Origin of the sequence: Nocardiopsis sp. LOL_012 (assembly GCF_048060475.1) — a bacterium.
Classification (GTDB): domain Bacteria; phylum Actinomycetota; class Actinomycetes; order Streptosporangiales; family Streptosporangiaceae; genus Nocardiopsis.
Window position 1 is genome coordinate 48,188 of record NZ_JBHMIV010000014.1, and the last position, 19,459, is coordinate 67,646.

Sequence of the window (19,459 nt, forward strand, 5' to 3'; positions counted from 1 at the left end):
ACGTACACATGACGACGATCCCCCGATCCGGTGCCGACGTGCTCGGTCTCGCCCCGGTCCTGCCCGTGGTGGTGCTCTCGGACGCGGAGGCCGCCGTACCGCTGGCCCGGGCACTGGTGGCGGGCGGGGTCCCCGGCGTCGAGGTGACGCTGCGCACCCCCGCCGCACTGAGCGCGATCGAGCGGATCGCCGCGGAGGTGCCCGACGCCGTGGTGGGCGCGGGCACGGTGGCCACCGCCGAGCAGGCGGAGGCCGCGGCCAAGGCCGGGGCGCGCTTCCTGGTCAGTCCCGGGTGCACGCCGGACCTGGCGACGGCCATGATCGACACCGGCCTGCCGTTCCTGCCCGGCGTGGCCACGGTGTCCGAGGCGCTGGCGCTGCTGGAGCGCGGGATCACCGAGATGAAGTTCTTCCCGGCCGAGGCGGCGGGCGGCGTCCCGTTCCTGAAGTCGCTGGGCGGCCCCCTGCCGCAGGTGCGGTTCTGCCCGACCGGGGGGATCACCCCAGCCTCGGCGCCGACCTACCTGGCTCTGCCCAACGTGGGGTGCGTGGGCGGTAGTTGGCTGGCCCCCGCCGGCCTCGTGGCTGCCGGGGACTGGGACGCGGTCACCGCCCTGGCCCGTGAGGCGGCGTCCCTGGAGCGCTGACCCTGACACGGGACGGGCGCCCCTCCGCTCCGGGAGGGGCGCCCGTCGTCTCTGAGTGCCGGCCCTCGGGGGCCGCACTCGGAGGACCCGTCCGGGAGGCGCTCCCCACGCCTCCCGGACGGGTCCCGGTCACAGCTCGGCCTGGCCGTAGGGCAGCAGCCGCACCGGGCCCAGCAGGCCGTAGTCCTGCCGCCGCACGGGGCCGTAGACGTCGGGGCGGAAGGCCCGCATCCGGTTGATCAGGGTGGTGGCCACCTCGACCGTGATCGTGTTGGAGCCGTTCCGGAGCCAGGGGCCGATGTCGACCACCGGGTCCAGTTGGTCGCAGGGCGGCAGGTCCGTGCCGTTGACCGTCACCCGGAAGGTGTCGCTCACCCGGCCCAGGTCCAGGTAGGCGCCGTGGCCGCCGGTCCATCCCTCGCCCAGGTCGACGGTGGTGGTGTAGCGGCCGATACCGGAAGTGTCGGCCAGGCCCGCGATGTCCTTCCAGGGTGCCAGGGAGGTCAGGGCCCGCTCGTGCAGGACCACGTCGGTCTCGGTGGCCGAGCCGCCCGGCTGCCAGTCCTCCACCTCCAGTTCCCACGAGGTGAGGTCGACGGGGTCGCCGACGCTGTCGATCGCGGTGGTGGCGGTGCGCCCGCTCTCATAGGTGGTGGTGTAGGTGCCCGGTGCGGAGGCCCGGACCAGGGTCTTCCTGCCGTCCACGCGCACGGCGTCGGCGTCGGTGCCGGACAGGCGCAGCTTCTTGAGCTGTCCCGGCGGCATGGCCTGCCCGGAGTTCCCGTGCTTGACCGACCACGAGGGCCGGGCCAGGGCGATGACCGTCGAGGCCCCCGGGGCCAGGCGCACGCCGACCTCGACGGTCCCGTCGCCGCTGGTGTGCACGGGAAGGGGGTCGACCCGCCCGCTCCACAGGTCCAGCTCGAAGGGGTAGGCGTCGCGGACGCCGGTGGGCAGGGTCACCTTGTGGTCGACCGTCTCGGAGTCGGAGCCGTTGGTGAAGTAGTACAGGTCCAGGTCGTCGTCCCGGCGCCGCAGGTGCAGCAGCGGGGAGTCCTCGGAGTAGGAGACGGCGGGCCGTGCGCCCAGGGCCTCCAGCCCGGCGGGGATGTCGTCGCGGCTGTCCACGCGGTGCACGGTGGGCTCGGCGAGCAGTTCCGCCATGGCCTGGGACAGCTCCTCGGCGGAACCCTGGTCGTTGCCGGGCTGCTGAGGTGAGCTCCAGTCGCCGACGACGAGGATCTTCAGCCCGGCTCGTGCGTAGCCCACCAGGCGCTGTGCGGTCTCCAGCTCCATGGTCGGAATCCGGCCGCTGAAGGCGTCGCCCTCGAAGACCATCAGGCTGTAGGCGGGGCCGTCGGGCGCCAGGCGCCCGTCCTTCACCTCGGGGTCGGTGATGCGGAGCAGGCGCGGGCTGACGAACTGGTGCGTCCAGCCCTTGCGCACGCCCTCCTTGGTGAAGTAGGCGGCGCCGAAGCCCGAACCGGCGTAGCCCTTCTGGCGCAGGAAGGCCATGTCGATCTTCGGGGTGCCCGTCTGGAGCGTGTGCTGGGCGCGCGCGAAGAACCCGGAGACGTCGGACACGTGCTGCCAGGTGGGGTGGCGCGGCCCCCAGGACTCGCTGTAGCCGACCCCGCCGTTGTAGGGGGTGAAGGCGGCGAAGCCCGGCCACTGGGCGCCGGGGGCGTCGGCGTAGGAGAACCCGTGCAGGACCGCCATGTTCACCCCGGCGGCGTACTCGCGCGCGATGGTGCGCACGGTCTGCTCCCACGTGGTGCTGTAGGAGCCGCCGTAGACCGCTCCGGCCTCGCTGCTCAGGATCTTCTTCCCGGCCAGGTCGCGGCCGCCGGCCAGGGAGCGGAAGTCGTCGAGGTTCTTGAAGCCCAGGGACTCGCCCTCAGCGTTGTCGACCACGGCGGCCTTGGCCACGGCGTCGGTCTGGAGGCCGTAGGGCTGGATCCGGTAGCCCATGCCCAGGCTGTGCGCCCAGTCCTGGATGGGGGTGATGTGGTGGTCGATGTAGAGCTGGGAGAGCAGGTCGTTGAAGTCGTTGAGCACCCGGCGGTCGGTGTCGGGGTCGAAGCTGAAGACCTGGTCCTCGTCCACGCGCACCAGGACCGGCAGGTAGGGCATCGGGTCGTACCCGTTGTGGCTCTCGAAGGCCGCGGGCAGGTCGCGGGTCCACAGCGTGGCCTCGGTCTCCATCTCGATGGAGTCCTCGAAGATCGCGCCGCCCGCCGACCCCCGGAGGAGGCGGCGGATCCGGGAGGTGAGGATGTTCTCCTCCCAGAAGTCGATGACCGCCTGCGCGCCCGCGCTGCTGAAGTGGTCGACGACGTAGCTGACGGGTTCGGTGTGCGGCCCGGCCTCGGGGCGCTGGCCCGAACCGCGCTCCCAGTAGGCGAAGAGCGCCCAGGTGGAACCGTCGCCCTCGCCCGGCGCGGTCCAGGTGAGCTCCTCGCCCTCGACGGAGGAGGTCAGGTCCTGGAGGGTGTCGGCCTTGAGCTTGCAGCGCCGGTCGCCGGGTGAGGCGCCGTCGGCCAGGCGCACCGCCTGCACCGCCACGAGCGTGCGGGCCTCCACCCCGTGCTCCGGTGCGACCTCGGGTTCGGGGAGGGCACCGGAGACCTCCTCACCGGAGGCGAGGTAGCGCACGCCGTGGGCGAGTTCGCGCACGGCCGCCTCGTCCTGAGGGGTGATGGTGGGCACCGCGGCGGGCCAGGAGGGGCCGATGGTGATGTCGACGACGATGCCGCGCTTCTCGGCCTGGGCCAGGGCGGTCGTCAGGGCCTCGCGCCAGGGGAGGGTGCCCCAGCCGTGTCCGGCGGGGTCGAGGTCCTCCTCGGCGCTGTGGTGGACGTCGGCCACCTCCATGCCGCCGAATCCGGCGTCGGCGGCCTGGTCGATCTCGCGGGCCACCTCCTGCGGGTCGACCAGGCCGTGTGGCCACCACCAGCGGAACTTGGCTCGGGCGGCGGCCGACGGGTCGGGGAAGGCGCCGGCGAAGGAGCGCGGGGAGGCCGAGGCCGCGGGAGCGCCGACGGTGGTGGACAGTGCGGCCGCCGTGCCCGCGGCGGCGCTCATGCCCAGGAATAGGCGGCGGGAGGGGGTGAAGCCGCTGCGGGGGTGTTCCGCGGACGGTGTGTCGTGCATGGGACTTCCTTTGCTGCGCTCGCTGGGGTGGGGAACGCCAGGGGACGGGGCAGGGGTGTGCGCACACGTGCGGCCTGTGACGGCCGTCTCTTAAAACGTTTCAGTGAAGTTACCAACAGATGGCTCATGGGATCAATGCATCCGTGCGGAAATCTGGAGGTCTCCCCGTATCGATCCTATGAACAGTGGTGTCACTGTGTGTGTATGAGCGTGTGGGTACTGCCGGAAAGTAAGAACGTTTCACTTCCCTGCCTCCGGCTGCGCGCAGCCCCGGCCGCGGAGCGCGCCGTCCCGTGGACGGGCGGGGCTCCGTACAACGCCTGGGGCGCGAACGCGGTCGCGCGGCCTCCACACGGTCCGCGCGGGCGCGGGCACCCTCCACTACAGTCCCGAACGCGGCGGGGAAGCGGCCGGCCGCTACGTCCCGGTGGGCGAACCGCCCCTGGAGGGGGGCCTGCCCCGCGAGGACCCGTACGTGATCGGCGGCTGGCCGCCGTACGCCCTCCCGCGCCGCGAGCGGGGCTCGGCACGGGAGGGCGCGGCGGAGGTCACCAGCGGACGGGGACCTCGTTCAGACCGCCGACGACCAGGCCCTCCACCCGCCTGAGTTCGTCGGCGGGTACGGCCAGCTCCAGTGTGGGCAGTCTGCGCAGCAGCACCTCCAGCACCACCTGGAGTTCGGCGCGGGCCAGGGACTGCCCCACGCAGGAGTGCGCCCCCGCACCGAAGGCCAGGTGGGGGTTGGGCCTGCGCTCCAGGTCCATCTCGTCGGCGGAGTCGAAGGCGCCGGAGTCGCGGTTGGCGGCGCCCATGTTGCACATCACGGTGGTGCCGCGCGGCAGGACGGTACCGGCGATCTCGGTCTCCTCGGAAAGGTAGCGGGGCAGGCCGATGCCGGAGTTGGCGTCCATGCGCAGGCACTCCTCGACGGCGGTCCGGACGAGGGAGCGGTCCTCCAGCAGCCGCTCCCACCGGGACCGGTCGGCCAGCAGCATGGAGGCCATCTTGCCGATCATGTTGGCCGTGGTCTCGTGGCCGGCGACGAGGAGGCCGACGCCCGTGACGACGAGCTCCATGTCGGAGAGGCGGCCCTGCTCGCCGGCCTCCTCGATCAGCGCGCTGATGATGTCCTCGCCCGGTTCGGAGCGCTTGGCGGCGATGTGCGCGGACATGTACGTGAAGAACTCGGCCTGGGCCGTCTCCGACTCCGCGCCGCTGTAGCGGGTGAGGTTGAGCAGCATGTCCGACCAGGTGGAGAAGCGGTCGCGGTCCTCGGCGGGCACGCCCAGCATGTCGCAGATGACGAACACCGGCAGCGGGAAGCCCAGGCCCGCTCTGAGGTCGGCGGGCGGCCCCTGCTCGACCATCGCGTCGACGAGCCCGTCGGCCATGCGCTCGATCTCCGGGCGCAGCGCGTTCATGCGCTTGGTGGTGAACCACTTGCTGATCAGGCGCCGCCACCGCTGGTGCGCCTCCCCGGAGCTGGGCAGCACCGTGGCCATCTCACCGCCGAACAGTCCGCCCGATTCGGAGTCGGTCAGCCGGGCCGCGTCCTCGGCGTCGAGCACGCGGCTGAAACGGGGGTCGGCGAGCACGTCCCTGACGTCCTCGTAGCGGGTCACCAGTCGGGCCTCGTCGCCGCTGGGCAGTCGCACGCGGGCCACCGGGCACTCCTGGCGGAGGCGGGACCACTCCTGCGGCGGCTCCAGTGCCGAGTCGGACGGGATCGGGTAGTCGAGTGCCTGCTCGTGCTGGCCCATCAGGGTCTCCTCGGGGGGCGGTGTGCCGTGGTCGGGGGCGCCGAAGGGGGCAGGGACGGCGGAAGGACGCGGGACCGGCCGGATGAGACACCGCGAATATAACCCGCAGTATTCGAATGGTCCACATGAGTACGCGGACTTTTCTCCATGGGGTACACGGGATCCAGGTCAGGGGATGGGCCGCGCCCGTTCGGGGGCCTGGTGTCAAGTAAGGTTAGACTCGCCTCACTGTCGCTTTCGCGGGCCTGCCGCGGACGACACGGCCCCGACCCCGACCCGCCCCCGTCGCAGGAGGCACCGTGGCCCAGCAGCTCGCCGCCACCCGCCCCGTCGCGCCGCCGTCCGCACCTTCGCCGTCGCGGACGTCTCCCGGCCCTCGCCGGGCTTCGCCCGCGTCACCCTGCTCAGTACCGGCGACGGCTTCGAGGAGGAGTTCGAGCCCCTCGGCCACGACCACTGGTTCCGCCTGTTCCTGCCCGCCCCCGACGGCTCCCTGGACCTGCCCTTCGGCCCGGCGGAAGGCTGGTACTCGCGGCTGCTGAAGATCGACGGGGAGCGGCGGCCCGTCGTGCGCAACTACACCATGCGCGAGGTCCGCAGGGCGGGCCGCGCCTGGGAGGTGGACGTGGACTTCGTCGTCCACCGCTCGCCCGCCACCGGCGAGGTCGAGGGTACGGCCGCCCGCTGGGCTCTGGCCGCCCGGCCCGGCGACCCGGTGGGCCTGCTCGACCAGGGCCGCCTGTTCAACATGGACGACCACACCGGACCCGTCCTGGTGGTGGCGGACGAGAGCGGCCTGCCCGGGGTGGAGGGCATCGCCCGCTCCCTCGCCGGAGCGCCCGCCGAGTACGTGCTGGAGGTCCCCGACCCCGCCGACCGCCGCCCCCTGGCCGACGCCGACCCGGTGTGGCTGGTGCGCGGCCCCGGCGAGGACGTGGGCGGGCGCGCGCTGGAGCACCTGAGTTCGGCCGCCATCACCCCGGAGACGGGGGTGTACATCGTCGGTGAGGCGTCGTTCGTTCTGGCGGCGCGCGCCATCGCCCTGAAGGCCGGCGTGCCCAAGGGACGCGTCCAGTTCTGCGCCTACTGGCGTATCGGGCGCCGCACGGAGGACCGGGACTGACGCCCGCGCCGACCCCGGTCGACGGCCCGGCCGGAGCGCGGACCAGCCGGAAAAGGTAGAAAAAGGACGCGGTACGCTCGTGACGCCAGTCGAACTCCACCATATGGAGCAGGGAACCCGGTGTGAATCCGGGACTGACGCGCAGCGGTGAGGGTGACGGGCGGAGCAGGCCCTGGGGACGCGGTCCCCGGCGGCGGCCACTGGGGCACACGCCCCGGGAAGGCGCCCCGCACCGGTCGATCCCGAGTCCGAAGACCTGCTGGCACTGGCGGTGACCGGCCGCCAGGTCGACCGCGGACCCCGCGCACCGGGTCCCTGACCCCGAAGGACGCCATGCCGCCGACGGACTCGCCGCCGTCCGCCGCCCGTACCCGCCGCGACCGCTGCCCCGGCGCGCTGCGGCCCTGGACCGCCGACGACGGGCTGCTCGTCCGGCTCCGGCTGGTCGGCGGCCGGATCCCCGCCCCGTCGCTGCGCGCCCTGGCCGCCGTGGCACAGCGGTTCGGCGACGGGCGGATCCACGCCACCGGCCGCGCCAACGTACAACTGCGCGCCCTGCCCGGCCGGGACGGGACACTGGAACCCGGGGTGCTCCGGGCGATCGGGGAGACCGGGCTGCTGCCCTCGCCCGCCCACGAACTGGTCCGCAACATCATGGCCTCCCCGTGCACCGGCCTCACCGGTGGCCGGGCCGACCTGCGCCCCGTCGCCGCCGCCCTGGACCGGGCGCTGTGCTCGGAGCCGACCCGCGCCGCCCTCCCCGGACGCTTCCTGTTCGTCCTCGACGACGGCCGCGGCGACCTGGCCGAACGCCCCTGCGACCTCGGCCTGACCGCCCTGGACGCGGAGACCGCGCAACTGCGGATCGGAGAGCACCACGGCCCCCGGGTCCGGCTCGACGGGGCCGCGGACGCGCTCACCGGGCTGGTCGATGCCTTCCTGGCCCGGCGCGGCACCGGTCCCACCGCACCCTGGCACGTCGCCGAACTCCCCGCGCCCCTGGCCGCACCGGTCACCGCGGATCCGAGGCTGCCCGCCCCCGCGCCGCCGCTGCCGCACGGCCCGCTGCCCGGCGGCGGACGGCACGTGCCCGTGCCCGCCGAGGGACTGGACCGGGCCGCCGCCGACGCCCTCGCCGACGAGGCGGACGCGGTTGGGGCCGACGCCCTCGTCGTCACGCCCTGGCGCGGCGTCGTGGTTCCCGGGGAGGCCCGATGACCGGCCCGACGCGGCCGACCCGGCGCTACGACTACGTCGACGACGGGCCCGCCATCTACACCGACTCCTTCGCCACCATTCGGCGCGAGGCCCGCCTCGCCCACCTGCCCGCCGACGCCGAGCGCCTCGCCGTGCGCATGATCCACGGCACCGGACAGGTGGACCTCGCCGACGACCTGGACATCCACCCCGGCCTGGTGTCCGCCGCGCGCGCCGCCCTCCGCTCCGGTGCGCCCATCCTGTGCGACGCCACGATGGTGGCCTCCGGTGTGACCGCCGCCCGTCTGCCACGGGACAACGAGGTGCTGTGCCTGCTCGGCGACCCGCGGGTGCCCGGCCTCGCCCGGGAGTGGGGCACCACACGCAGCGCCGCCGCGGTCTCCCTGTGGGAGCCGCTGCTGCACGGCGCGGTGGTCGCCGTCGGCAACGCGCCCACCGCCCTCTTCCACCTGTTGGAGATGCTGGCGGACGGCGCGCCGCGCCCGGCCGCGATCGTGGGCTGCCCGGTCGGCTTCATCGGCGCCGCCGAGTCCAAACGGGCGCTCGCCGAGTTCGCCGACCGCCACGGCGCCGACATCCCCTACGTGACCGCCCACGGACGCCGGGGCGGCTCCGCCATGGCCGCCTCGGCCCTGAACGCACTCGCCAAGGAGGAGGAGTGACCGGCCGCTTCCACGGTGTCGGGGTCGGCCCCGGAGACCCCGAGCTCATCACCCTCAAGGCCGCCCGGCTCATCTCCGGAGCCGACGTCGTCGCCTACCACGCGGGTGTCGGCAAGGAGTCCAACGCCCGCCGTGCCGCCGCCGACCTCATCCCGCGTGCGGCGGTGGAGGAGCGGCTCACCTACCCGGTGACCACCGGCACCACCGACCACCCCGGCGGCTACGAGGGCGCCCTCGCCGACTTCTACACCGAGTCCGCCGCGCGGCTGGCCGCCCACCTGGACGCCGGGCGCGACGTCGTCCTGCTCTCGGAGGGCGACCCCCTGTTCTACGGGTCGTACATGTACATGCACGACCGGCTCTCACAGCGCTACGAGACCCGGATCGTGCCCGGTGTCCCGGCGTTCGCCGCCGCCACGGCCGTCGCCGAGTCGCCGCTGGCCCGGCAGACCGACGTGCTCACCGTGCTGCCCGGCACCCTGCCCGAGGCGGAACTGGCCCGCCGCCTGGCCGACACCGACGCCGCCGTCATCATGAAGCTGGGCCGCACCTTCCCCGCCGTGCGCCGCGCCTTGGCCGCCGCAGGGCGGCTGGAGCACGCGGTGTACGTGGAGCGCGCCTCCATGAGCGGGGAGCGGCGGCTCCCGGTCGCCGGGGTCGACCCGGCCACGGTGCCCTACTTCTCCCTGATCCTGGTCACCGGTGACAGCCGCAACGGCACCCGCTCCCGCGAGGCCACCCAGGCCACGCCGCCGCCGGAACCGGCCGGTCCGGCCGCCGAACTGCTGGTGGTCGGCCTGGGGCCGGGGCCTGAGGGCTGGCTCACCCCCGAGGCGTCCGCCGCGCTCGACGAGGTGGACCACGTGGTGGGCTACGGCCGCTACGTCGAACGTGTGCCCCAGCGCCCCGGTCTCACCCGGCACGCCTCCGGCAACACCGTCGAACTCCAGCGCGCCCGCCTCGCCCTCGACCTGGCCAAGAACGGTGAGCGCGTCGCCGTGGTCTCCGGCGGGGACGCCGGGGTGTTCGGCATGGCCACCGCCGTGTTCGAGGCGGCCGAGGACCCCGCCTACCGGGACGTGCCGGTCCGGGTGCTGCCCGGCGTCAGCGCCGTGCAGGCCGTGGCCGCGCGCGCGGGCGCCCCCGTCGGCGGCGACTTCGCGGTGGTGAGCCTGTCGGACCGGCTCAAACCGTGGGAGGTGGTGGAGCGGCGGCTGCGCGCCGTCGCCGAGGCCGACCTCGCCCTGGCCGTCTACAACCCGGCCTCCCGCTCCCGCACTGAGCAGATCCGCGCGGCCCGCAGGATCCTGCTGGAGCACCGCGACCCCGGCACCGTGGTCGTGGTGGGCCGTTCCATCGGCCGCGACGGCGAGTCCCTGGAGGTGACCACGCTGGAGAAGCTCGACCCGGCCGCGATCGACATGCGCTGCCTGCTCATCGTCGGCGCGTCCGGCACCCGCGTCTCCGCGACGGGCCGCGTCTGGACACCGAGGTGGGTGCAGCCGTGACCGTGCACTTCGTGGGGGCGGGCCCCGGCGCCGCCGACCTGCTCACCGTCCGCGCCACGCGGATGCTCGCCGAGGCGGACACCGTGCTCTACCCCGGCACCTACCTGGACTCGCGGGTGCTCACCCACTGCGCGCCCGGCGCCGAACTGGTGGACACCCAGGGCCTGGACCTGGACCGCATCACCGCCCACCTGGTGGAGGCGCACGGCGCGGGCCGGGACACCGTCCGGCTCACCTCGGGCGACCCGTCGCTGTACTCGGCGCTGGCCGAGCAGACCCGGCGCCTGGACGCGGCGGGCGTGCCGTGGGACGTCACTCCGGGGGTGCCCGCCTACGCGGCCGCGTCGGCGCTGGCGGGCCGGGAGCTGACCGTGCCGCTGGTGGCCCAGTCGGTGGTGCTGACCCGTACCCGCGCCCGCTCGACCGCCATGCCCGACACCGAGTCGCTGGCCGCGTTCGCCGCCACCCGGGCCACCCTGGTGCTGCACCTGGCCATCCGGCGGGTGCGCGAACTCATGGCGGAGATCGAGCCGGAGTACGGCGCCGACTGCCCGGTGGTGGTGGTGTACCGGGCCAGCCAGCCGGGCGAGGCGGTGCTGCGCGGCACCGTGGCCACGATCGCCGACGCGGTCGAGGAGGCCGGGCTGCGCCAAGCGGCGGTGATCCTCGTGGGCCGGGCGCTCGACCCCGAGGGGGGAGGGGAGTCCTACCTGTACGACCCCTCCCGCCCGAGGTAGCCGGGACCATCGCGTGATCTTGCTACCAGTGCAGGGTCAGGGCCGTTTTCCTGTTCTGGTGGCAAGATCACGCTGGTTTGGTGAGGGACCACTGGGTGACGGTGCGCGCCGGTGTCCACCCGGTGAAGCCCCCGAGGGGGGCGGCGGTCTCCACGGCGATGCGGGTCAGCTCCCCGCCGTGGGACCGGTGGGCGTCGGCGAGCAGGCGCTCGGTCTCCACCGTCACCCCGTGCACCGCGATCCGGCCACCCCGGCGCAGCGCCCCCAGACAGGCGTCCAGCACGCCCGGCCGGGTCGCCCCGCCGCCCACGAACACCGCGTCGGGCGCGCGCAGCCCGGCCAGCACCGCTGGGGCGCGGCCGGTGACCACGGTCAGGCCGGGCACGCCGAGGCGGCCCGCGTTGCGCACGATCCGCTCGGCCCGCTCGGCGTCGGCCTCCACGGCGGTGGCGGTGCAGGCCGGGTGGGTGCGCATCCACTCGATCCCCACCGAACCCGCGCCCGCCCCCACGTCCCACAGGTGCTGCCCGGGCGCGGGCGCCAGCCGGGCCAGGGCCGAGGCGCGCAGGTCCCGCCGGGTGAGCTGCCCGTCGCTCTCGAAGGCGTCGTCGGGCAGTCCCGGCACCAGGCCGTGGCCGGGCGGGCCGAGGAGTTCCAGGGCCAGGACGTTCAGTGCGGGCACCGTCCCGGGCGGGTCCGACAGCCAGCGGTCGGCGGTGGCCGCCAGCCGTGACTCCGCGTCCGAGCCCAGGTCGCCCAGCACGGTCATGAGGGTGGTCCCGTAGCCCGCCCCGGCCAGCAGGGCGGCGGCCGCCGCCGGGGTGCGGGCGTCGGAGGAGAGCACCAGGACGCGGTGCCCGGGGTCTAGGTGGCGCAGCAGCCGCCGGGGGTCGCGGCCGACCAGGGTCACCACGGTGCATCGTTCGGCGGGCCAGCCCATCCGGGCGCGGGCCAGGGCGACCGAGGACACCGCGGGTTCGATCCGCACGGCGTCCGGCCCCAGCAGGTCGATCAGGGTGGCGCCGATCCCGGACACCAGCGGGTCGCCGGAGGCGAGCGCCACCACGGGGGCGTCGTCGAGGGAGGCGAGCAGGTCCGGCAGCCGCTCGCGCAGGGGGGAGGGCCACACCTCGCGGCGCTGCCCGGGGCGGTCCGGCAGCAGCGCCAAGTGCCGGCGCCCGCCCAGCACCGTCTTCGCGGCCATGACGGCCTCGCGCAGCCGCCCCGGCAGGCCCGGCCAGCCGTCCGCGCCGATGCCGATGACGGTGATCCCGGTTCCGGGAGAAGGGGGCGTCTTGTCCGACATGCCCCTGACGTTATCGTTGCCACAGGCGCGAGGTGCCCCGACAGCCCGGCCATCGGAAACGGTGGGAAGGGCGGGAGGGGAGAATCTGGGAAGACCGGTGAGATTCCGGCACAGGCCCGCTGCGGTGAACCGGGCCCCTTTGAACAGGGGATCCGGCAAGTCCGAAGACCGGCCTCGCGTCCGTCCTTGAACGATGGCGCAACGAGCGGGAGCCTCCACATGCCATTGCGGTCTTCGCACTACCCCTTCTCCGCGATCGTCGGCTGCGACGACGAACCCCTCGACGACCTCGGCCTCTCCCTCGTCCTCACCAGCGTCTCCCCGGAGATCGGCGGCGTGCTGGTGCGCGGAGAGAAGGGCACGGCCAAGTCCACGGCGGTGCGGGGCCTGTCCTCGCTCCTGCCACCCGTGGACGTCTACCGGGGCGACCGGTTCTCCGTGGACCCCGCGGACCCCGGCCAGCGCTCCCCGGACGGCCCCTTCGAACCCGGGACCCCCGTGGAGAGCCGCCCGGTGCGCCTGGTCGAACTGCCCGTGGGCGCCACCGAGGACCGGGTACTGGGCTCCCTGCACCTGGAGCAGGCGCTCACCCACGGCAGGGTCGCCTACGAACCCGGGCTGCTGGCCAGGGCCCACCGCGGCATCCTCTACGTGGACGAGGTCAACCTGCTCCACGACCACCTCGTCGACCTCCTCCTGGACGCCGCCGCCACCGGCCGGGCGACCGTGGAGCGCGACGGCTTCTCCGTGGAGCACGCCGCCCGGTTCCTGCTCATCGGCACGATGAACCCCGAGGAGGGCGAGCTGCGCCCGCAGCTGCTCGACCGGTTCGGGCTCGCCGTGGACGTGGCCGCCCCCGCCGACCCCGCCGTCCGGGTGGAGGTGGTGCGCCGCCGCATGGCCTACGACGCCGACCCCGCCGCCTTCACCGAGCGCTACCGCACGGCGGAGGGGTCCCTCTCCGCGCGCGTGGCCGCCGCCCGCGGCCGGCTCGCCCGGGTGCGGCTGTCGGAGGCCGCGCTGCTGAAGGTCTCCGAGGTGTGCGCGGCCTTCGAGGTGGACGGGCTGCGGGCCGACATCGTCACCGCGCGCACGGCGATGGCGCACGCGGCCTGGGCGGGGCGCGACTCGGTCACCCGGGCCGACATCCGCCGGGCCGCGCTGCTCTCCCTGCCGCACCGGCGCCGACGCAACCCCTTCGACGCCCCCGGCCTCGACGAGGACCTCCTCGACCGGGTGCTGGGCGACGAGGAGCTGCCGCCCGACCCGCCGGAACCGGACGGCACGGACGGCGGCGACCACTCGGGGACCGACGGTCCCACCGGCACCGACGAGACGGGCCCCCGTGATCCCGACGCCGCACCCGGCTCCTCGGGCACGGACGCGCCCGGGGACCCGGAGCCGCCCGTGTCCGAGGAGGCCCCCGAACCCGAGCCCCGGGGCGACCGCTCCGGCGACGACGCCCCGGCACCCGGCCCGGCGGTCGGCGCGCCCGTCGCCAGGGCCGCCGCCCCCTACCGGACCCGGCTGCTGACCGTGCGGGGCTCCGGAGAGGGGGCCGATGGCAGGCGCAGCCGCGCCGTGGGCGTGCGCGGACGCAGGATCGGTGCCGCCCCGCTCGGCCGGGGCCCCGGAGACACCCTGCACATGGTCGAGACCGTGCGGGCCGCCGCGTCCCGGCCCCGCAGTGGCGGCCGCCTGCGCTTCGAACCCGCCGACCTGCGCGTGGCGGTCCGCGAGGGCCAGGAGAGCAACCTCGTCCTGTTCTGCGTGGACGCCTCCGGCTCCATGGCGGCGCGCAAGCGCATGGGCGAGGTGAAGACCGCCATCCTCTCCCTGCTCCTGGACGCCTACCGGCGACGCGACAAGGTCGGCCTGGTCACCTTCCGGGGCGAGGCTGCCGAACTCGCGCTGCCGCCCACCCGGTCGGTGGACATCGCCGCCGCCCGCCTGGACGACCTGCCAGCCGGGGGGCGCACACCGATCGCGGAGGGCCTGCTGGAGGCGGCCCGGGTCCTGCGCCGCGAGCGGCTGCGCGACCCGAGGCTGCGCCCGCTCCTGGTGGTGGTCACCGACGGCCGCGCCACCGGGGGGAAGGGGGCCGTCGGCCGTGCGCTGAAGGCCGCCGACCACGTCGCCGGACTGGGCGTCACCACGGTCGTGGTCGACGGCGAGTCCGGACCGCTGCGCCTGGGACTGGCCGCACGCCTGGCCGCCCACCTAGGCGCTGAGCACATGCCCGTCCGCGACGTCAGCGCCGCCGCGCTGGGCGGCGCCGTACGAGAGAGGGCCGCCTGATGCCCCAGGGACGACCGAACGTGATCCCCGACGACGGGCTCACGACCCGCCAGCGCCGCCACCAGCCGCTGCTGGCCGTGCACACCGGAGACGGCAAGGGCAAGTCGACCGCCGCGTTCGGCCTCGCGCTGCGCGGCTGGAACCAGGGCTGGCGGATCGGGGTGTTCCAGTTCGTCAAGTCGGCGAAGTGGCGCATTGGCGAGCAGACTGTCCTGGAGCGCCTGGGCCGCCTGCACGAGGAGACCGGCGAGGGCGGTCCCGTGGAGTGGCACAAGATGGGTTCGGGCTGGTCGTGGATCCGCAAGGAGGGCAGCGCCGAGGACCACGCCGCCGCTGCCGCCGAGGGCTGGGCGGAGATCAAGCGCCGCTTGGCCGACCAGACGCACGACCTGCTCATCCTCGACGAGTTCACCTACCCCCTGGACTGGGGGTGGATCGACGTCGAGGACGTGGTGTCCGCGCTCGCCGGGCGCCCCGGCCGCCAGCACGTGGTGATCACCGGCCGCCGCGCACACCCGCGCCTGGTGGAGGCCGCCGACCTGGTCACGGAGATGGCCAAGGTCAAGCACCCCATGGACGCAGGACGGAAGGGGCAGCGGGGGATCGAGTGGTGACACCCCTGCCCCGGCTGATGGTCGCCGCACCCATGACCGGGCAGGGCAAGACCACCGTCGCCACCGGGATCATGGCGGCGCTGCGCGATGCCGGGTACGTGGTGAGCGGCCACAAGGTGGGGCCCGACTACATCGACCCCGGCTACCACGCGCTGGCCACCGGGCGGCCCGGCCGCAACCTGGACCCGCACCTGGTGGGGGAGGGCCGGGTGGCGCCGCTGCTGCTGCACGGGGCGCGCGGCGCCGACGTCGCGGTCGTGGAGGGGGTGATGGGCCTGCACGACGGGCGGATCGGCACCGGCGGGTTCGCCTCGTCGGCGCACGTGGCCGCGCTGACCCGCACCCCGGTGGTGCTGGTGGTGGACGTGTCCCGCATGTCGCGGTCGGTGGGCGCGCTGGTGGCGGGTATGGCCGCCTACGACCCGGGGGCCCGGGTGGCGGGCGTGATCCTCAACAAGGCGGGCTCGGAGCGCAACACCGCCGAGATCGTCCGCTCCATACGCCTGCCCGTCCTCGGCGTGGTGGGCCGCGACGAGGGGATCTCCCGTCCGTCCCGGCACCTGGGGCTGGTCCCGGCGGCCGAGCGCTCCGAATCCGTGGAGGTGGTCCGGCGGCTCGGCGAGCGCGTCGCCGAGCAGGTGGACCTGGGCGCGCTGCTCGACCTGGCCCGCTCCGCGCCCGATCTGGACGCCCGGCCCTGGGACCCGGTTCGGGAACTGGGGGCGGCCCCGGGACGGGACCGGCCGGTGGTGGCCGTGGCGGGCGGCCGGGCCTTCACCTTCCGCTACCCCGAGACCGAGGAGCTGCTCACCGCCGCCGGGTGCGAGGTGGCCGGCTTCGACCCGCTCACCGACACGGAACTGCCCGCCGGGACCCGGGGCGTCTACCTGGGCGGCGGCTTCCCGGAGGTGTACGCCGGCCGCCTGTCCGCCAACCGGGGCCTGCTGAACGAACTGGGGGAGGCCGTGGCCGAGGGGGTGCCCACGGTCGCCGAGTGCGCCGGGCTGCTCTACCTGGCGCGCTCCCTCGACGGCGCCCCCATGGCCGGGGCCGTTCCCGCCGACGCCCGGATGACCGAGCGCCTCACGCTGCGCTACCCCGAGGCGGTCGCGCCCCGCGACACCCTGCTCACCCGGGCGGGGGAGCAGGCGACCGGCCACGAGTTCCACCGCACCCGCCTCACCCCCGGCTCCACCGTGGGCGGCCAGGCGTGGGACATCGACGGCGGGCCGGAGGGGTTCGCCTCACCGACCCTGCACGCCTCCTACCTGCACGTCCACTGGGCCGGGCACCCCCGGTTCGCCGGCCGGTTCGCCGACGCGGCCCGGGCGAGCGCGGCCCGTCCCGCCACGGCTCCGCTCCGCGCCGCGAGCCGCCCGCCCGGCACCCTCGCGGACCCCCCGGAGCCGGTCGCCGAACCGTTGCGCCACCACGGCGACACCGAGGCGCGCGGCGGCCTGCTGGACTTCGCCGTCAACGTCTACGCCGGGCCGCGCCCCGCCTGGCTGGATCGGGTTCTGCACGAGAGCCTGGCGGGCATCGACGCCTACCCCGACCCCGCCCCGGCCTGCGACGCGGTCGCCCGCCGCCACGGCCGCGAAAGCGCCGAGGCGCTGCCGACGGCGGGCGCCGCGGAGGCGTTCACCCTGCTCGCGCGGCTGCGGCCCTGGCGCCGGCCGGTCGTGGTGCATCCCCAGTTCACCGAGCCGCACGCCGCACTGGAACAGGCCGGGCACACCGTCACCCCCGTGTTCTGCGCCGCCGGGGACGGGTTCGCGTTCGACCCCGGGGCCGTGCCCGAGGACGCCGACCTGGTGGTGGTCGGCAACCCGACCAACCCCACCGGCGTCCTGCACCCGGCCGAGGCGCTGCGGCGGCTGTGCCGCCCGGGGCGGGTGGTGGCCGTCGACGAGGCGTTCATGGACGCCGTGCCGGGCGAGCCGGAGTCGCTGGCCGGTGAGCGCGCCGAGGGGCTGGTGGTGCTGCGCAGCCTCACCAAGCACTGGTCGATCCCGGGCATCCGCGCCGGGTACGCCGTCGGAGACGCGGCGGTGATCGCCGGGATGGCACGCGCGCAGACGCCGTGGTCGGTGTCGACCCCGGCTCTGGCCGCCACCGTCGCCTGCACGGACGGGCGGGCGGAGGCCGAGGCACTAGAGCGCGCGCGGACCCTGGAGGGCTGGCGCGCCTTCCTCGAATCCGGGCTGCGCGCGGCGGGGCTGCCCTTCACGCCCTCGCGGGCGCCGTTCGTCCTCGTGCGTGCGGGCGAGGGCGCCCACGCCCGCCTGCGCGCCCGGGGCGTCGCGGCGCGGCGGGCCGACACCTTCCCCGGGCTGGACGCCTCCTGGGTGCGCGTGGCCGTGCGCCCCCCGGAGACCGTCCGCCTCCTGCTCGATGCCCTGACCCGGGAGGGACGGCCGTGCGCCGACCGCGTCTGAACGCCCGCGGTGCCCGCGCCGCGGGCCTCCTGCTGGGGTACGGGACCGACCGGCTGCTGGGCGACCCCCGCCGGTTTCACCCGGTGGCCGGGTTCGGCGCCGTAGCGGCGGCGGTGGAACGGCGCCTGTACGCCGACGCGCATGGGCGCGGCGCCGCCCACACCGCCCTCCTGGTGGGCGCCGCCGCCGGGTTGGGCGCCGCCCTGGAGCGGGTGGGCGCCCGCCACCCGGCCGCGCGGGTGGCGGTCACCGCCCTGGCGACCTGGACCGTGCTCGGCGGGCGATCGCTGGAGCGGGAGGCCGAGGCGGTGCACACCCTGCTCGCCGCCGGCGACCTGCCCGCCGCGCGCGGGCGGCTGCGCTCCCTGGTGGGGCGCGACACGAGTGCGCTGGACTCTGCGCAGGTGGCGCGGGCCGTCGTGGAGTCGGTGGCCGAGAACACCTCCGACGCGGTGGTCGCTCCGCTGGTCTGGGGGGCGCTCGCCGGAGCACCCGGGCTGCTGGCCTACCGTGCCGCCAACACCCTCGACGCCATGGTCGGGCACCGCAGTGCCCGCTACGCCCGTTTCGGTTGGGCGTCCGCGCGCATGGACGACGTGCTCAACGTGCCGGGTGCGCGCCTGGCGGGCGCGTGGGCGGCGTTGGCCGCACCGGGGCGGGCGCGCGCCGCCCTGCGGGCGTGGCGCCGCGACGCCGGTGCCCACCCCAGCCCCAACGCCGGGGTGGTGGAGGCGGCCTTCGCGGGCGCCCTGGGCCTCCGCCTGGGCGGTACCAACCGGTACGGCGCGCGGATCGAGCACCGCCCGGTCATGGGTGAGGGGCGCCAGGCCGCGCCCGCCGACATCGGGCGCGTCACCGCGCTGGCCCGCCGGGTGGGGCTGGGCGCCGCGCTCACGGCGGCGGCCGTCGCCGCCCTGGCCGATCGCCGCCGGGCCTGACGGGTGCGGCGCGGCCCCGGCGCCCTTCTCCGGCGCTGATCAGACCTGGGTGCCGGGTTGCCCACTAGCTCTAGTGGGCAACCCAACGGGCAACCTTCGGCTGAGCACCGGTTTCGCCCCCCTGGCCCGCTGTTCGCGGTGGGCCACGGGGGTTTCTCACGGAAGAACTTGCTTCTATTCGTGAGGTGGGCCTAGAGTGCATCACGGATAAACAATCTTCTATCCGTGAGGTATGTGCTCATGTCCGCGACCGGCACCACCACCGCGCAGTTCCCCGTCCGCGTCTTCGGCGGGCCGACCGCCCTCTTCGACTACGGCGGCCTGCGCTTCCTGACCGACCCGACCTTCGACTCCCCCGGCGACCAGAACGCCGCCGCCGGGCCGACCCTGACCAAGACCGCCCCCGCCGCGGGCGCCCCCGCCGACCTCGGCCGAGTCGACGCCGTGCTGCTCTCCCACGACGAGCACCCCGACAACCTCGACACCTCCGGCCGCGCACTGCTCGCCGACGTCCCCCTCACCCTGACCACGACCGGCGGTGGCAAGCGCCTCGGCGGCACGGCCCGGGGCCTGGCCGACTGGGAGAGCACCGAACTGGACCGCCCCGGGGGAGGGACCGTCACCGTGACCGCCGTCCCCGCCATCCACGGCCCCGGCCCCCGCGAGGAGGTCGAACCGTTCACCGGCCAGGTCGTCGGCTTCGTCCTGACCGGCGAGGGCCTGCCCACCGTCTACGTCAGTGGTGACAACGCCAGTGTCGACGCGGTCGAGCGGATCGCCGAACGCTTCGCCCCCGTGGACACCGCCCTGCTGTTCGCCGGCGCACCGCGCTTCCCCGAGATCTTCGGCGGCAGCACCCTCGTCCTCGACAGCGCCCAGGCGGCCGAGGCGGCACGTGTCCTCGGCGCCCGGCGCGTGGTCCCCGTCCACTACGAGGGCTGGGCCCACTTCACCGAGGGCCGGGACGACCTGGTCGCGGCCTTCACCGCCGCGGGCCTGGCCGACCTCCTCGACTGGGGACAGCGCGGCTGAACCGGATTTGGCCGCGCCGAGGCCC

14 protein-coding genes and 2 riboswitches are annotated in these 19,459 nt (G+C 75.2%); of the genes, 11 read left to right on the forward strand and 3 right to left on the reverse strand.

The features are described from left to right. Positions 1–8 precede the first annotated feature (8 nt). Entirely contained in the window at positions 9–647 is a 639-nt protein-coding gene (gene eda / locus ACFHWE_RS11345; protein WP_416600934.1) for a bifunctional 4-hydroxy-2-oxoglutarate aldolase/2-dehydro-3-deoxy-phosphogluconate aldolase, read from the forward strand. A 129-nt stretch (positions 648–776) separates the two neighbouring features. Here the strand turns inward: eda and ACFHWE_RS11350 are convergent, their stop codons facing one another. After that, positions 777–3,800, reverse strand: coding sequence for a glycosyl hydrolase (locus ACFHWE_RS11350; protein WP_416600936.1), 3,024 nt, complete (start codon positions 3,798–3,800; stop codon positions 777–779). A 548-nt stretch (positions 3,801–4,348) separates the two neighbouring features. Next, positions 4,349–5,560, reverse strand: a complete 1,212-nt coding sequence (locus ACFHWE_RS11355) for a cytochrome P450 (RefSeq protein WP_416600938.1) — start codon at positions 5,558–5,560, stop codon at positions 4,349–4,351. 175 nt (positions 5,561–5,735) lie between these two features. Between ACFHWE_RS11355 and ACFHWE_RS11360 the strand changes: the two genes are divergently transcribed. The 5 genes from ACFHWE_RS11360 (at position 5,736) to ACFHWE_RS11380 (ending at position 10,808) form a co-directional block, all read left to right on the forward strand. Further along, entirely contained in the window at positions 5,736–6,683 is a 948-nt protein-coding gene (locus ACFHWE_RS11360) for a siderophore-interacting protein (protein WP_416600940.1), read from the forward strand. 69 nt (positions 6,684–6,752) lie between these two features. Continuing rightward, a riboswitch (cobalamin riboswitch) is annotated at positions 6,753–6,962 on the forward strand. A gap of 54 nt (positions 6,963–7,016) precedes the next feature. Continuing rightward, positions 7,017–7,901, forward strand: coding sequence for a nitrite reductase (locus ACFHWE_RS11365; RefSeq protein ID WP_416600942.1), 885 nt, complete (start codon positions 7,017–7,019; stop codon positions 7,899–7,901). Continuing rightward, positions 7,898–8,563 (forward strand): precorrin-8X methylmutase, encoded by a 666-nt coding sequence (locus ACFHWE_RS11370; protein ID WP_416600944.1) that lies wholly within the window; start codon positions 7,898–7,900, stop codon positions 8,561–8,563. Before ACFHWE_RS11365 ends, ACFHWE_RS11370 begins: the two co-directional genes overlap by 4 nt. Beyond that, positions 8,560–10,071, forward strand: coding sequence for a precorrin-2 C(20)-methyltransferase (locus ACFHWE_RS11375; RefSeq protein ID WP_416600946.1), 1,512 nt, complete (start codon positions 8,560–8,562; stop codon positions 10,069–10,071). The genes ACFHWE_RS11370 and ACFHWE_RS11375 overlap by 4 nt, the downstream gene beginning before the upstream one ends. Next, a complete protein-coding gene (locus ACFHWE_RS11380; protein WP_416600948.1) occupies positions 10,056–10,808 on the forward strand; it encodes a cobalt-precorrin-4/precorrin-4 C(11)-methyltransferase in 753 nt (250 codons plus the stop codon). The genes ACFHWE_RS11375 and ACFHWE_RS11380 overlap by 16 nt, the downstream gene beginning before the upstream one ends. 67 nt (positions 10,809–10,875) lie before the next feature. On the opposite strand, the gene cbiE is transcribed toward ACFHWE_RS11380, so the two are convergent. After that, positions 10,876–12,114: a precorrin-6y C5,15-methyltransferase (decarboxylating) subunit CbiE gene (gene cbiE, locus ACFHWE_RS11385; RefSeq protein WP_416600950.1), complete on the reverse strand. Its 1,239-nt coding sequence runs from the start codon at positions 12,112–12,114 to the stop codon at positions 10,876–10,878. Between the two features lie 16 nt (positions 12,115–12,130). After that, positions 12,131–12,306: riboswitch (cobalamin riboswitch) on the forward strand. Positions 12,307–12,333: 27 nt separating this feature from the next. Here cbiE and ACFHWE_RS11390 point away from each other — a divergent pair. From ACFHWE_RS11390 to ACFHWE_RS11410, 5 genes are all read left to right on the forward strand, one after another. After that, positions 12,334–14,412, forward strand: coding sequence for a VWA domain-containing protein (locus ACFHWE_RS11390; RefSeq protein WP_416600952.1), 2,079 nt, complete (start codon positions 12,334–12,336; stop codon positions 14,410–14,412). Beyond that, positions 14,412–15,026: a cob(I)yrinic acid a,c-diamide adenosyltransferase gene (gene cobO, locus ACFHWE_RS11395; RefSeq protein ID WP_416600954.1), complete on the forward strand. Its 615-nt coding sequence runs from the start codon at positions 14,412–14,414 to the stop codon at positions 15,024–15,026. The genes ACFHWE_RS11390 and cobO overlap by 1 nt, the downstream gene beginning before the upstream one ends. A 17-nt stretch (positions 15,027–15,043) precedes the next feature. Then, positions 15,044–17,464, forward strand: coding sequence for a cobyrinate a,c-diamide synthase (locus ACFHWE_RS11400; protein ID WP_416601037.1), 2,421 nt, complete (start codon positions 15,044–15,046; stop codon positions 17,462–17,464). Continuing rightward, a complete protein-coding gene (locus ACFHWE_RS11405; RefSeq protein WP_416600955.1) occupies positions 17,446–18,402 on the forward strand; it encodes a cobalamin biosynthesis protein in 957 nt (318 codons plus the stop codon). Before ACFHWE_RS11400 ends, ACFHWE_RS11405 begins: the two co-directional genes overlap by 19 nt. 240 nt (positions 18,403–18,642) lie before the next feature. Beyond that, positions 18,643–19,434 (forward strand): MBL fold metallo-hydrolase, encoded by a 792-nt coding sequence (locus ACFHWE_RS11410; RefSeq protein ID WP_416600957.1) that lies wholly within the window; start codon positions 18,643–18,645, stop codon positions 19,432–19,434. The last annotated feature ends 25 nt before the right edge of the window (positions 19,435–19,459 follow it).

What these genes read in the sequence shown, in the direction of transcription:
- eda (WP_416600934.1), top strand. Translation starts at nt 9, where the DNA reads ATGACGACGATCCCCCGATCCGGTGCCGACGTGCTCGGTCTCGCCCCG.
- ACFHWE_RS11360 (WP_416600940.1), top strand. Translation starts at nt 5,736, where the DNA reads ATGGGCCGCGCCCGTTCGGGGGCCTGGTGTCAAGTAAGGTTAGACTCG.
- ACFHWE_RS11390 (WP_416600952.1), top strand. Translation starts at nt 12,334, where the DNA reads ATGCCATTGCGGTCTTCGCACTACCCCTTCTCCGCGATCGTCGGCTGC.
- ACFHWE_RS11350 (WP_416600936.1), bottom strand. Translation starts at nt 3,800, where the DNA reads ATGCACGACACACCGTCCGCGGAACACCCCCGCAGCGGCTTCACCCCC.
- ACFHWE_RS11410 (WP_416600957.1), top strand. Translation starts at nt 18,643, where the DNA reads ATGTCCGCGACCGGCACCACCACCGCGCAGTTCCCCGTCCGCGTCTTC.
- ACFHWE_RS11365 (WP_416600942.1), top strand. Translation starts at nt 7,017, where the DNA reads ATGCCGCCGACGGACTCGCCGCCGTCCGCCGCCCGTACCCGCCGCGAC.
- ACFHWE_RS11355 (WP_416600938.1), bottom strand. Translation starts at nt 5,560, where the DNA reads ATGGGCCAGCACGAGCAGGCACTCGACTACCCGATCCCGTCCGACTCG.
- ACFHWE_RS11370 (WP_416600944.1), top strand. Translation starts at nt 7,898, where the DNA reads ATGACCGGCCCGACGCGGCCGACCCGGCGCTACGACTACGTCGACGAC.
- ACFHWE_RS11400 (WP_416601037.1), top strand. Translation starts at nt 15,044, where the DNA reads ATGGTCGCCGCACCCATGACCGGGCAGGGCAAGACCACCGTCGCCACC.
- cobO (WP_416600954.1), top strand. Translation starts at nt 14,412, where the DNA reads ATGCCCCAGGGACGACCGAACGTGATCCCCGACGACGGGCTCACGACC.
- cbiE (WP_416600950.1), bottom strand. Translation starts at nt 12,114, where the DNA reads ATGTCGGACAAGACGCCCCCTTCTCCCGGAACCGGGATCACCGTCATC.